The sequence below is a fragment of the Hydrogenophaga sp. genome (assembly GCF_030656115.1).
Lineage (GTDB): Bacteria > Pseudomonadota > Gammaproteobacteria > Burkholderiales > Burkholderiaceae_C > Hydrogenophaga.
This window is the reverse complement of record NZ_JAUSOO010000122.1, coordinates 60,991-73,403: the sequence shown is the minus strand read 5'-3', so window position 1 is coordinate 73,403 and position 12,413 is coordinate 60,991. Positions and strand designations below refer to the sequence as shown.

Below are 12,413 nucleotides of genomic sequence, written 5' to 3'. Positions count from 1 at the left end.
TTTTTTGCCAAGCAGGCAGACGGGCGTCCAAATGCAAATAACCCCACCCTAAAACCAATAACGTATGCGGTGTAAGCAAAGCCATGAAATCAAGATACAAGATATGGGTAAAAAGGAATAACCAATACCAGCGGTGTTTCGATGAAAAATTGATGAAATACGATCGCAATTTGTTTAACACCCAAAAAACAACTTATTTTGATTGAAAATGAGTTGTTCCATCCCATGCCGGATCGAAAGGAAGATGCCGCCGTTCAGACACGCGATCGGCATAGAATCGATACAGAGCGAAGTCAGGGTTCATTCGATTAAGATTAAACAGCATGGTGTCACAGGCATCCCAGTTCTGATGGCGATAAGCACGCAAAAATCCAGCCCACTCGGCCAATTCATGACTCAGGTCGGCCTCCGTTTGACCCGCTGTAACCTGACGGGGGGTGTATATCGCAACCGCCTCCTCTTTTCCCTTGACCACCACGCGATCCAGCTCTTGCCAGTGAAAGCCAAAAGCCAAACGCCGAACAGCATCACCAACCACAATATCAACCCCATAAATACGGGACAGCGCTTCAAGACGGGATCCCAGATTGACGGCATCCCCAATGACCGTGTAGCTTCGACGAAGATCGGATCCCATATCACCGACAAACATAGGCCCGGTGTTGAGTCCGATTCCAATGCCAATCTGCGGCCATCCATTTTTAATGAATTCCTGGTTTATTTCGAACATGGCGACAATCATATCCAATGCAGCCTGAACGGCTTGCGTCGCATGGTCAGCACTTTGAATGGGTGCTCCCCAAAAAGCCATGACACAATCACCCATGTATTTGTCAATTGTTCCGCGGTGCTTTCGGATAACCCGCGTCAATCGACTGAACAATCGATTGAGCAATGTCTGCAACTGCTCCGGGGTCAGTCCTTCGGACAGATGAGTAAATCCTCGCATATCACAAAACATGACTGTCAACTCACACGACCTCGCCTGCATGGTGTAACGGTCCGGATCCTTTACCATCTCCTGAACCAGTTCGGGAGGCACGTATGTTCCAAACAGTTGCGCTAGCTCACGCTTCGAACGGCTTTCAGAAAAATAACCATAACTCATGTTGAAAACAAAAGACGCCACCACCATGAAGAGGGCTGTAGCCAATGGCAATACAAGTCCATGCTGGATATAGAGCCACAGATTCAATGCAATGACAACCGTCACGATGATCAAACTCAAAGCTACTGCTTTGGGTGCTGACAACCGTGGCAACAACAGCGTCAACAAAAGTCCACACACCACAATAACGACCAACTCGTATCCCAAGGCATAGTCTGGAATAACCAAGGTATTTCCATCTAAAAACCCAGCAATCAAATTGGCATGCGCCTCGACGCCGGGATAAGCTGGCCCAACTGGCGTTGTTCGCAAATCCAGCAGTCCTGGTGCCGTTGTACCGAACAAAACCACCTTGCCCTTCAACAAGCCGGGAGATAGACGTCCATGAAGCACATCGGTGGCAGACACATACGTGAACGAACCTCCCTGGGGACCGCCTCGACCACGGTAGGGAACCAAGCTACCGGCGCGATGATCGACGGGCAAAGCCAACGCGCGTCCATTTTCCCGAATAACGATACTTTCCAACCCATCGTACCCACGTGGCAAAAACCGGGCAGAGGGAAACCCTGGCTCAATGGTGCTTTGACCCAACAAAGCACGAAACACAGCCAAAGAAAATGACTCGTAATATGCGCCCTCAAATTCGGAGACCAGTGGTATGGATCGGACCACACCATCGCTGTCTGTGATGGCATTGAAATACCCACCGCCTGCTGCAGCCTGCATCAATATGGGTAAGTTCGCCCCATAGCCTGTCCATTCAATCGATCCGCTGTGCACACGGCCAAAACTTTCCTTGGTCATCACCGGGGCAGGCAATTGGCCACTGGTTCGCCCTTCGCGGTCACTGGTGAAATAGTTGCCCAGGACCACGGGGCGGTTGGCGATGGCTTGCGCGAACAGGCGATCATGGTCCAATGTGGCAGCAAGTGCCTGGACTTGGCTGGTGAATTCAGGAATATGTGCCAATTCCCGATGGGCAAGCTGCTCCAAACGCGACAAGCCAGAACTCAGATCGGGTTCACCAAAAACCACATCGAATCCCAGAACAGCAATGCGCTGCTCATCAAACAAATGCTGGGTGATGGCCGCCAGCTTGTCGCGAGGCCAAGGCCATCGCCCCACCTCGGCCAAACTTTTCTCGTCCACATCCACAATGGCGATTCGATCATCCAGGGTTTCAGGCATGGTGGCCCGCAAACGAATGTCATAGATCAGGTTGTCGACCCATTCCAGCGGCCCTATTCGCCACACGCTGGTCACGTGCATGACCGCGAGCAACACCGGTATCAGCGCGATGCCGAGCTTGACCCATGGGCGGTTGGACACCATCAACCTGCGTTGCAATGTGGGCAAGCGGTTGTCAAAAATCAAATCAGAACAAACTGCATTTTTGTGCCCGCCAAATCAAGAATATCGCCGTGTTTGAGCATTTCTGGGGCAGTCCCAAGCGATTGGTCGTTCAGCTTGGGTCGATTGACAGCCTCCACCACGGCAACGGCATAGCCATGTGGTCGCCGGGTGATCGATACAACAGCCACGCCAGGCTTGCCCATGGTTGTCACGACCTTCACGAATGGCACCTCCCGCCCGGCTGCCGCACCAGACAGAATTTTGATCGCCGCTTGACCAACGGGCTCTGGTTGAACCAAGGGTTTCACCACCGGTGAACGAATGACCATGGTTTTATCGAACACGGCGCCAGCAGGCTCGCTCAGAAACTGGATTTTGTGCTTGCCAACCTCGATGGTGTCGTTGTGAGCCAGCAACTGCTGCTTGATCGCTTTTCCATTGACATAGGTACCGTTGGTGCTGGCCAAGTCTTCCAGATAAACCTCTGAACCACTCATTTTCAACACGGCATGCTCACCGCTGAGCGCCAGATTGTCGATCACGATATCGTTGTACGGTCTGCGTCCCAACGTGGTGCGGTCTTTGGTAAGTTGCACTTCTTTGATGACAACGCCATCCAATGAAACGATCAATTTCGGCATATCCAATTCCTGTCAATAGGGGTCTTGTGGCTGGCAGTCATGTTACCTTGCGAAACAGCCAGGGGAGCATACGGGCGGCGCCAGTTTTTTCTTTTACAAAAGCCAGCAAAACAGAAATGTTGTCTCGACCACCTGCTGCATTCGCTTGTCGAATGAGCGCTTTGGCTTTCTCAGACAGCGGCTGCACCCCATTCAGCGTTTGGGCAATGGTTTGGTCGTCCACCATGTCCGTCAAACCATCCGAACACATGAGGTAGATATCACCAACCAGAGGACGATGCTCTTGAATATCTACGCGAACCCGTGCTTCCACCCCCAGTGCCCGTGTCACCAGGTTTTTTTGCATAGACAGTTTGGCCTCAGCCGATGAAATATAGCCTGCGTCCATTTGCTCTTGCAACAGCGAATGGTCTTTGGTCAGCTGCGTCAGAACACCACAGCGCCATACATAGCAACGGGAATCGCCTACGTGACCCAGTGTGACCCGATGGGACTGGAAGATGCCTGCAACAAGGGTGGTACCCATGCCGGAAAACTGCGAGTGGGCTTGAGCCGCATTGAAGATAGCGGTATTGGCATGGTTGATACACGCCTCCAACGCCTGCCGTGTGTCCGCGAAGAGCGGGCGGGCGGTCATTGCGCGCACCGCCTGAACCAGTTCATCACGAACGAGCGTGACCGCCATCGCACTGGCAATTTCTCCTGCGTTATAGCCACCCATGCCATCCGCCAAAACCGCCACACCCTGCTCCCCATCCCAACCCACAGAGTCCTCATTGTTGCTGCGCACCAGTCCCGTGTCGCTTGCATTTGCAAACTCGAACTTCATGATGGCCGACGCTGTTGATCCACCAAAGGTTGGGTAACCGTATCTGAAAAAGACTTTTCCTTGGGCAAGATCACCGTGGTGCCGTAGCCTTTTGGGCTAGATGTGTCAGGGTCTGCAAAGTCCATCTTCTCTGTGGCCATGAACAAAGGTTCGGTCCGGCTCTCGATGGCGGGAAAAGCAGAAGTTTCTTTGCCTGCAGGTACGGGCCGTGGATGCCCGATCTCGGCAAGGGATTGCTGCAAGTCGCTCGCAAACGCTCGGCCAGATTCGTAACGAATGTCCAGCGTTTTCGCCAAGGCTTTGGACACGGCGGCAGCCAGTGCAGCAGGAATGGCGGGATTGACCGAACGAATATCGGGGGCCGGTTCGTTGGCAATCTTGAACATCAATTCGGTCATGGAATCGGCATGGAACGGCAGGCTCCCACTCAACAACTGGTAGGCCATCACCCCCAAAGAATACAGGTCGGAACGGCCGTCTACCTTCTTGCCCGCGATCTGCTCTGGTGACATGAAACTGGGGGTTCCCAAAACCATCCCTGTGCGTGTCCGGCTCGCATCGGTGACGCGTGCTATACCAAAGTCCGTGACCTTCACAGCCCCGGTCGCAGGATCAAACATGATGTTTGCGGGCTTGATGTCTCTGTGCACGACATTCAATCCATGCGCATAGTCCAGCGCCTCGGCAACCCGGACCAAAATACCCACGACCGTTTCAACCGGCAGGAGTTGCCCGGGTTTGGTGTAGTCCACCAAGTCTTTGCCTTTGAGGTATTCCATGGCGATGTAGGCCAATTCGTGGTCCTCACCGGCATCAAAAATGGTCACAATATTTTGATGCTGCAAGCGACCAGCCGTTTCCGCTTCGCGAAAGAAGCGTTGGCGGGCATCGTCAAGCTCAGCACCTTCGAACTCCTGAGACAGTGCCATGGTCTTGATAGCGACCACCCGGCCAATTTTGGGATCTCGCCCCATGTAAACCACACCCATGGCACCCTTGCCCAGCTCCTTTTCTACTTGGTAGCGGCCAAGCATCGGCTTCTCGATATGGTCCCCATCCAGCAGGAGCGTGCCGCCTGGGTGACTCCCCGACCCACCCAGCATGACGGTTTCGGACAAGGCCTTGACGCGTTTCAGTCTGGCGCTCAGATCCCGGTGAGCCGGGTTGTGAGCCGCCATGTGCTCGTAAACAGCCTGTGCTTTGTTGAACTGGCGCTTGCGTTCAAAATCCAGGGCCAGATTGGACAGATTGTCCATGAGCGCGCTGGTCATGGGGACGCGGCGAAACCGGTCAAATGCCAAATCCAGTTGCCCTTGACCTTGGTGTGCCAAACCCATCATCCGATTGGTCTCTGCCGACTCCTCGTCCGATTTGATTTTTCCTGCTTCTGCAAACAGAAATCTTTTGGTCGTTAGCCCCAGATACGCCACAACCAACACAACCGCCGATTGGGTCAACGGCACCCACATGTGGCTCGACGCGATAAGCCATGCTTCGCTGACCAGCAAGGCCACAAAACTGGCCCCAGTCACGGCAGCAGCCACGCCGGCTGACAGGGCGGGCAGCACCAGCGCAACCAACAAAGACACAGCCACTACCGCACCCACACTGACCCAAGCGCCCCAGTCAGGCGCAGAGAAAAAGTGCCCATTCAATAGGCTGGACGTGGTGTGAGCCAGAACGACGGGGGGACTGGTGACGGCAGAAATGGGGGTCACAAATCGGTCCCCTACACCTGTTGCCGTCGCCCCAACAATGACGATCTTGCCCTCGTATTTACTGGCAGGAATTTTTCCCGAATAGACGTCAAAGAACGAATCCACAGCAAAGGCCCCACGGCCATCTTGACCAGGATAAAACTGGGGGTAAAACTGTCCCATCCCGTCCAAGGGCACCACCACACCGCCCATTTTCAGCTGATCGGATGGGGTAATCTGCAGATCTTTTGCGGTGAGGTTCAGGCTGTGCACAGCCGTGTGCATGGCCAGACTGCCAATCCAGAATCCATCGTGTTCGATGAGCAGTTGCTGGGCACGCAAGGAACCATCGGCAGGATCCGGGAGCATATTGAGGTGCCCCACACCCGCCGCACGGGAACCCAGCACCGGAAGCGGCGTATAGGCCTTCACACCGTACAAAGGTTGCAGGTTTCCCTCCGGTCGCAGCGCGTGCCGGGTCACAAAATCGGGAAGCGGTTGCTCAGCTCGCCCTAAAGGCTCTCCCAGATCAAACACCATGGGCAGCATAACGCGCTGGGATTGCTGCAAACTGCCGGCCAAGGTGGTGTCGGTGTCCAAATCCCGAACAGCAGCGTCCAAGGCCTGCGTCAAACGGGGAATCACGGGGTCTGACGGGTTCGCTGAAGCCACCAAACTTTGCAATTGCTGCAAGTGAGGCAAGCCTCGATCGATTTGAGGTTCGAAAAAGAACGAGGTGTGCACCACGGTCTTGGCTTTGCCCTGGGTCAATTGCTCGACCACCTTGGCATGCACATCACGCGACCAAGGCCAGCGACCGATGTTGGCAATGCTCTCATCGTCGATGGCAAGCACCACAATCTGGCTCGATGGGTTGCGGTGCGTCAGCAAACTCACACTGTCAAAAAACCGGTTGTCAACCGACCTCAGCAAGCCCGTGAACGCCTCCAGCGCCACGACGACCAACACCAGCGCCACGACAAGGGTACCGTCGGATTTCAGCTTCTTAAAAAACCCACCAGAGGGTGAACGTTGCATAGCTTTCTCTCGCATGAGCCACCTTTTTGTGATGCGACCTCACGCCCCAAAAGCGACGGCATTGTTGGACCCAACACTTTTGTACGTTAGCAGAGCCAGCCAGAGCCAACAAGGCATAAATTCACGGCCGTTCCACATTGTCGATGTCCCCATTGGGTTCACGAAAAACCTGTCGGGATTGTAAATTTGGCGCTTTGCAAGTTTATAGATCTTTGCATGTCAGGTAGCTGCTCAGCCAAGGCATGCACAACCTGGCACGCTGAGTCTGCTCAAGCTTCACCCCGCAGAAAGCCCCAAGCACCGGCACACCCAAGCACCTGATTTGCACAAAGGAACTACAGTGCATTCCACAAACCTCTGGAACCCCTTATGACCCGCCCTGTGCTTGACGAGAAACACCTGCATCCCGCCATTCGCCAAAAGGTGGCGGGGCTGCACAGCGATCTGATCCAACAGGTACTGACAGCCATCCACACCCACCCAGTGGTGGTGGTCGGTATGCACAGCAACCCGTTTGTGAGCAAGGCCCGCCGCGCCCTGGACGCCGCTGGCGTGGCCCACGAATACTTGGCGTTTGGCGGCTACGCCTCGCAATGGCGGCGGCGCAACGCGCTGAAAATGTGGACCGGCTGGCCCACCTTTCCCATGGTGTTTGTGGGCGGCATGCTGATTGGCGGGGCCGCCGAGTTGCAGCAACTCATCGTATCGGGTGAACTCAAAGGCTTGCTGGCACCATGAACCACCCCGCCAACCAGCCACCCCAGGCCGAGCTCTGGCGCTGCGACGCGGGCAGCACCACCGTAGCGGTGCTTGACATTCCGGGCGCGCTGGACCGGCACCGCACGTTCGACATTGACGTGACCCTGGTGGTGCGTGTGCCCGCTGAGTCAGCCCCCGCCTGGCACGAACTGCGCGTGGAACTGGACGGCCAACAACAATGGCAGCGCCGCACTGCCAGCCACAGCCCGGGGCAGACTGATGGGCTGGACTACCACTGCCGCATGCGGCTGGAGACCGGACGCTCGCTGCGCATACGCGCCAAGGTGGCGGTGGATGGCTCGCGCGTACAGCAGTTGTGTATTGAGGCCCGGGAAGATTGTTGAGGCGACGCTGAACACGTCATCCGTGGTACCACCCCAAGGCGCTGGCCCTGAAAAACTTCAATCCGGCAAGAACAGGCTCTGCAAATCGCTCAAAAAGTCAAACCCGCGCTCGGTGGGCCACACACGCTGCGCATCGCGCGCCAGCAGGCCCTGCTGCGCGGCGCGGCTCAAACCCCGCTCAATGGCGGAGAGCGGCAAGCCGGTCCGGTCCGAGAAGTCTTGCAATTCGAAGCCCGCCTTCAACCGCAGGCTGTTGAGCATGAATTCAAACGGCAGGTCGGCCCGCGCCACTTCGTCGGCGCTCACCACCGCATCGCCGGCCAGGGCGCGCTCCATGTACAGGCGCGGCTCGCGCACCCGCACCGGGCGCACCACGCGGTGGGCAAAGCTCAGCTTGCTGTGGGCCCCCGCGCCAATACCCAGGTAGTCGCCAAACTGCCAGTAGTTCAGGTTGTGCCAGCAACGGTGGCCATCGCGGGCATAGGCTGAAATTTCGTAGCGCGCCAACCCGGCTTCGGCCGTGAGCTCGGTGATGCGGTCCAGCATCGCGTAGGCATCGTCGTCGGGCGGCAGCGCGGGCGGGTACTTGGCAAAGTAGGTGTTGGGCTCCAGCGTGAGGTGGTAAATGGAGATATGCGGCGGCCTGAACGCCAAGGCGGTGCGCATGTCGGTCTCGCAGTCGGCCAGCGTCTGCCCTGGCAGCGCGTACATGATGTCCAGGTTGAACGTGTCGAAAGCTTGCGCGGCCTCCTCCACCGCCGCCATGGCCTGAGCCCGGTCGTGCACGCGGCCCAGCGCCTTCAGGTGCGCGTCGTTGAAGCTTTGCACGCCAATGGAAAGCCGCGTGACCCCCGCCTGGCGAAAGGCCCGAAATCGGTCTTTTTCAAACGTGCCCGGGTTGGCCTCCAGCGTGATCTCGGCGTCGGCGTCCAGCCGCACACGCGCACGCACATCGGCCAGCAGCTGGTCCATGGCGGCCGGCGAAAACAGGCTGGGTGTGCCGCCGCCGATGAACACACTGTGCACCGGGCGACCCCAGATCAGCGGCAGCGAGGCCTCCAGATCGGCCCGCAAGGCGTCCAGGTACCTCTGCTCAGGCAGCGCCTGCCCGTGCTCCGACGTGGCGCTCCATTCGTGCGAATTGAAGTCGCAATAAGGGCACTTCTTCAGGCACCACGGCAGGTGGATGTAGAGCGAGAGCGGCGGCAGGCTGCGCAACTGCAGCGTGCCGGGGCGCATCCAGTGGCGGATGTCGTTCACCGGCACCGCACCGGCGGGCGCTGCAGCAGGCGCGAGGCCACCGGGCCACGACATGGGTACCCCGTTGCCCTGGCTCATGCGCAGGCAGGCGGTTCGGACAACCAGCGCTCGCGCATCAGCGCCAGCATCTGCTGCGCGGCTTTGCCACGGTGGCTGTTGGCGTTCTTCATGTCGGTGGAGAGCTGGGCAAAGGTCCTGTCAAACTGGGGCAGATACATCACCGGGTCAAAGCCAAACCCGTTGTCACCCACGGGTTGCTCGGTGATGAGTCCCGGCGCACGGCCCATGGCCACCAGGGGCTCGGGATCGTCGGCGCTGCGCAGCGCCACCAGCGTGCTCACCAGCGCGGCGCGGCGGTCGGTCTCGCCGGCCATCTGCTCCAGCAAGGCACGCACGTTGTTGTCGTCGCCCTTGGCGTAGCCAAACTGGGTGGCGTAGTAAGCCGTGTTCACCCCAGGCAGGCCGCCAAAGGCTTCCACACACAGGCCCGCATCGTCGGCCAAGGCCGGCAAACCACTCAGGCGCGCCGCATGGCGCGCCTTGGCCAACGCATTTTCAATGAATGTGCAGTGTGGTTCGGGTGCCTCGGGTATACCCAGGTCGGACTGGCGCACCAGTTCCACCCCCAGCGGAGCAAACAGCGCCTGCAATTCAGCGAGCTTGCCCGCGTTGTTCGAAGCCAGAACGAGTTTCATGGGATCTCAAGTGGTTCAACCAACGATCAGAGCCGCTCAGACCAAACCCAGCGCCTGCCGTTGCAGCATCACCAACTCGCTCACGCCCTTTTCGGCCAGTGCCAGCAAGGCATCCATTTCGCGGCGGCTGAAGGCCACGCCTTCGGCCGTGCCCTGCACTTCCACGAAATGGCCTGCACCCGTCATCAACACGTTCATGTCGGTGTCGCAAGCCGAGTCTTCCACGTACTCCAGGTCCAGCAAAGGCACGCCCTGCAAAATGCCCACCGAAATGGCGGCCACAGGGCCTTTGATGGGCGAGGTGGCTATTCTGCCGTCGGCCAGCAGACGCGACACCGCGTCGTGCGCGGCCACAAAGGCACCGGTGATGCTGGCGGTGCGCGTGCCGCCGTCGGCCTGCAACACATCGCAGTCCAGCGAAATGGTGCGCTCGCCCAACGCTTTCAGGTCAAACACCGCGCGCAGCGAGCGACCAATCAGGCGCTGAATTTCTTGCGTGCGCCCGCTTTGCTTGCCCTTGGCGGCCTCACGGTCGCTGCGGGTGTGGGTGGCGCGCGGCAGCATGCCGTACTCGGCGGTGACCCAGCCCTCGCCACTGCCGCGTTTGTGCGGCGGCACCTTCTCTTCAACCGATGCGGTGCACAGCACCTTGGTGTCGCCAAACTCAATCAGCACCGAGCCTTCGGCATGGATGGTGAAGCCGCGCGTGATGCGCACCGGACGCAAGGCATCGGCGGCCCGGTGGCCGGGTCGAATAAAGTCGCTCATGGGAATACCCTCAGGGATTGCGTTCGGCAGCACGCCGTATCGCTGCATTGATTTCGGCGATCGAGCGCTCGATCGCCGCGTCGTCCATGTCTTCGATGGTCGGATCGGGCACGCCCGACTGAATGGTGGAGGAGAAAAACCCTTGTTGCATGTCTTCGGAAGACACCAGAGTGCTTTCAAACGCATCGGGCGTTTCCCACTCCATGGCGAGCACGGTGACGTTGTCGCAACGGGGGCCGCCGCGCCGCAACGCCATCTCTACCAGTTCAGGCACAGCCTGGTTCAACGGATGCGCAGCCAACTCGGACGCAATTTCATTGTCGTTCACCGTGCACCACAAACCGTCTGAACACAACAGCACGCGGTCGCCCTCCTGCAGCTGCAGCGGACTGGACAGGTCAAATATCGGCTTGGCCGGCGAACCCAGGCAGGTGAATAAGATGTTGCGGTTGATGTTCTGAGTGGCTTGGCCCAGATGCGCTTGCTGCTCTATATAGGAATGATCGCGGGTGCGGGTGAGCAGCTGGCCGTCGCGCACGATGTAAAGCCGCGAATCACCACAGTGAATCCAATGCATGCAGTTGTGCTCCATCACAGCCACAACCAAGGTCGTGCGCGGCGTGTCAAGCATGCCTTTTTCGGCCGCGTACCGCAAAATCTGATGGTGTGAAGCCATCAGCGCATTGGTCAAAAATTTGGGCACATCCCCCAGGAAGGGTTTGGCCGCCTTCTGGAAATAAGCTGAGAACGTTTGCAGCGCGAGCTGGGCAGCCATGGCCCCCTCGGGGTGGCCACCCATGCCATCAGCCAGCACGAAAAGGCCCGATTCCTGGGTGTAAGCGTAGCCAATACGATCTTCGTTGCGCGGTCGTCCGCCTTGGCGGCTGATCTGGTAGACCGAGAACTTCATCGAAGACGGGTCCCTATGCCCGTCTTGCCTGACGATTTTTTGTTGTCTGACACGATGTTGTCAAACTGCAGACGCATTTTTTCGGCAACGGTGAGTTTGGTGTAACTGCGCTCTGTTTCGCGGTTCAACTCTTTTTGCAACGCAAACACCGACTGAGGGCGAGAGAGGGGATCCAGCGACATGCACCACTCCACCACCTCAATAAGGTTGTCGGAATAGACACCGCGCAAACGGGAAAGCGCAAGAGAGAGGCGGTCTTTTTCCAGTCGCTGCGGCGCATCGTTGGGCGGATAGCCTTGCATGCTGGCGTAAATGCAAGCGCCAATCGCGTAAATATCGGTCCAGGGGCCCATGCTGGAGTCACGCCGGTACATCTCGGGGGCCGCAAAGCCTGGCGTGTACATCGGACGGATGAAGTTGCCCTCTTTGCTCAGCACCTCGCGTGCTGCACCAAAATCAATCAACACCGATCGGTTGTCGTCTGTGATGAAAATGTTGGCCGGTTTGATGTCCAGGTGCAGCATCTTGTGCTGGTGCACGATACGCAGACCGCGCAGGATTTCGTCGTAAAGCGAGCGGATAGTTGACTCGCGAAACACCTTTTGCTTTTTGAGCTCGCGTGCCGTGATGATGAACTCCTGCAGGGACGCGCCCTCCAGGTAATTCATGACCATGTAAACCGTTTCGTTCTCACGGAAAAAGTTCAGCACGCTCACCACCGAAGCATGCGAAATTTGAGCAAGTGCCCGACCCTCTTCAAAAAAGCTCTTGAGGCCAAGCCGGTACAGCGAGAGCTTTTCAGGCTGCACCTGAGGCAGCAATTCACCCGGCCCTCGGGTGGCCAGCGAAGACGGCAAATACTCTTTGATGGCAACCTGCTGGCCTTCGGCATCAACCGCCAGATACACCACACCGAAGCCGCCAGCCGCCAGCTTGCGCACAATACGGTAGCCACCGATCACGGTGTCGGGAGGCAGCGGGGCAGGTTTGACCTTTGACATAATTCGG

At 57.8% G+C, this 12,413-nt stretch carries 11 protein-coding genes; 2 read left to right on the top strand and 9 right to left on the bottom strand.

The annotated features are described in order from the left end of the window. Positions 1-193 precede the first annotated feature (193 nt). From Q7J58_RS15235 to Q7J58_RS15220, 4 genes are read right to left on the bottom strand one after another with little or no spacing between them, the layout of a single operon-like run. The gene (locus Q7J58_RS15235) at positions 194-2,485 is read right to left on the bottom strand and encodes an adenylate/guanylate cyclase domain-containing protein (protein WP_336623501.1); all 2,292 of its coding nucleotides are present in this window, start codon (positions 2,483-2,485) and stop codon (positions 194-196) included. Continuing rightward, positions 2,482-3,105: an FHA domain-containing protein gene (locus Q7J58_RS15230; protein ID WP_304829817.1), complete on the bottom strand. Its 624-nt coding sequence runs from the start codon at positions 3,103-3,105 to the stop codon at positions 2,482-2,484. The genes Q7J58_RS15235 and Q7J58_RS15230 overlap by 4 nt, the downstream gene beginning before the upstream one ends. 37 nt (positions 3,106-3,142) lie before the next feature. Further along, positions 3,143-3,934, bottom strand: a complete 792-nt coding sequence (locus tag Q7J58_RS15225; RefSeq protein ID WP_304829815.1) for a Stp1/IreP family PP2C-type Ser/Thr phosphatase — start codon at positions 3,932-3,934, stop codon at positions 3,143-3,145. Then, a complete protein-coding gene (locus Q7J58_RS15220) occupies positions 3,931-6,669 on the bottom strand; it encodes a serine/threonine-protein kinase (RefSeq protein WP_304829812.1) in 2,739 nt (912 codons plus the stop codon). The genes Q7J58_RS15225 and Q7J58_RS15220 overlap by 4 nt, the downstream gene beginning before the upstream one ends. A 369-nt stretch (positions 6,670-7,038) precedes the next feature. On the opposite strand from Q7J58_RS15220, the gene Q7J58_RS15215 reads away from it, so the two are divergent. Together Q7J58_RS15215 and Q7J58_RS15210 are read left to right on the top strand one after the other, a co-directional pair. After that, positions 7,039-7,407 (top strand): glutaredoxin domain-containing protein, encoded by a 369-nt coding sequence (locus tag Q7J58_RS15215; RefSeq protein ID WP_304829810.1) that lies wholly within the window; start codon positions 7,039-7,041, stop codon positions 7,405-7,407. Continuing rightward, complete coding sequence (locus tag Q7J58_RS15210; RefSeq protein ID WP_304829807.1) at positions 7,404-7,772, top strand: hypothetical protein; 369 nt, start codon at positions 7,404-7,406, stop codon at positions 7,770-7,772. The genes Q7J58_RS15215 and Q7J58_RS15210 overlap by 4 nt, the downstream gene beginning before the upstream one ends. Positions 7,773-7,829: 57 nt before the next feature. Here the strand turns inward: Q7J58_RS15210 and hemW are convergent, their stop codons facing one another. Genes hemW through Q7J58_RS15185 form a run of 5 tightly spaced genes read right to left on the bottom strand, consistent with a single transcriptional unit; the run spans position 7,830 to position 12,406 of the window. Then, positions 7,830-9,086, bottom strand: a complete 1,257-nt coding sequence (hemW, locus tag Q7J58_RS15205) for a radical SAM family heme chaperone HemW (RefSeq protein ID WP_304829861.1) — start codon at positions 9,084-9,086, stop codon at positions 7,830-7,832. Between the two features lie 20 nt (positions 9,087-9,106). Then, entirely contained in the window at positions 9,107-9,727 is a 621-nt protein-coding gene (gene rdgB / locus Q7J58_RS15200; RefSeq protein ID WP_304829804.1) for an RdgB/HAM1 family non-canonical purine NTP pyrophosphatase, read from the bottom strand. A 36-nt stretch (positions 9,728-9,763) separates the two neighbouring features. Then, positions 9,764-10,495 (bottom strand): ribonuclease PH, encoded by a 732-nt coding sequence (gene rph, locus Q7J58_RS15195; RefSeq protein WP_304829801.1) that lies wholly within the window; start codon positions 10,493-10,495, stop codon positions 9,764-9,766. Positions 10,496-10,505: 10 nt separating this feature from the next. Beyond that, entirely contained in the window at positions 10,506-11,405 is a 900-nt protein-coding gene (locus Q7J58_RS15190) for a protein phosphatase 2C domain-containing protein (protein WP_304829798.1), read from the bottom strand. Continuing rightward, positions 11,402-12,406 carry a serine/threonine-protein kinase gene (locus Q7J58_RS15185; protein WP_304829795.1) on the bottom strand — a complete coding sequence of 335 codons (1,005 nt, stop codon included), beginning with the start codon at positions 12,404-12,406 and terminating at the stop codon, positions 11,402-11,404. The genes Q7J58_RS15190 and Q7J58_RS15185 overlap by 4 nt, the downstream gene beginning before the upstream one ends. Between the last annotated feature and the right edge of the window lie 7 nt (positions 12,407-12,413).

What these genes read in the sequence shown, in the direction of transcription:
- Q7J58_RS15230 (WP_304829817.1), bottom strand. Translation starts at nt 3,105, where the DNA reads ATGCCGAAATTGATCGTTTCATTGGATGGCGTTGTCATCAAAGAAGTG.
- Q7J58_RS15225 (WP_304829815.1), bottom strand. Translation starts at nt 3,934, where the DNA reads ATGAAGTTCGAGTTTGCAAATGCAAGCGACACGGGACTGGTGCGCAGC.
- Q7J58_RS15220 (WP_304829812.1), bottom strand. Translation starts at nt 6,669, where the DNA reads ATGCAACGTTCACCCTCTGGTGGGTTTTTTAAGAAGCTGAAATCCGAC.
- Q7J58_RS15215 (WP_304829810.1), top strand. Translation starts at nt 7,039, where the DNA reads ATGACCCGCCCTGTGCTTGACGAGAAACACCTGCATCCCGCCATTCGC.
- Q7J58_RS15210 (WP_304829807.1), top strand. Translation starts at nt 7,404, where the DNA reads ATGAACCACCCCGCCAACCAGCCACCCCAGGCCGAGCTCTGGCGCTGC.
- hemW (WP_304829861.1), bottom strand. Translation starts at nt 9,086, where the DNA reads ATGTCGTGGCCCGGTGGCCTCGCGCCTGCTGCAGCGCCCGCCGGTGCG.
- rdgB (WP_304829804.1), bottom strand. Translation starts at nt 9,727, where the DNA reads ATGAAACTCGTTCTGGCTTCGAACAACGCGGGCAAGCTCGCTGAATTG.
- rph (WP_304829801.1), bottom strand. Translation starts at nt 10,495, where the DNA reads ATGAGCGACTTTATTCGACCCGGCCACCGGGCCGCCGATGCCTTGCGT.
- Q7J58_RS15190 (WP_304829798.1), bottom strand. Translation starts at nt 11,405, where the DNA reads ATGAAGTTCTCGGTCTACCAGATCAGCCGCCAAGGCGGACGACCGCGC.
- Q7J58_RS15185 (WP_304829795.1), bottom strand. Translation starts at nt 12,406, where the DNA reads ATGTCAAAGGTCAAACCTGCCCCGCTGCCTCCCGACACCGTGATCGGT.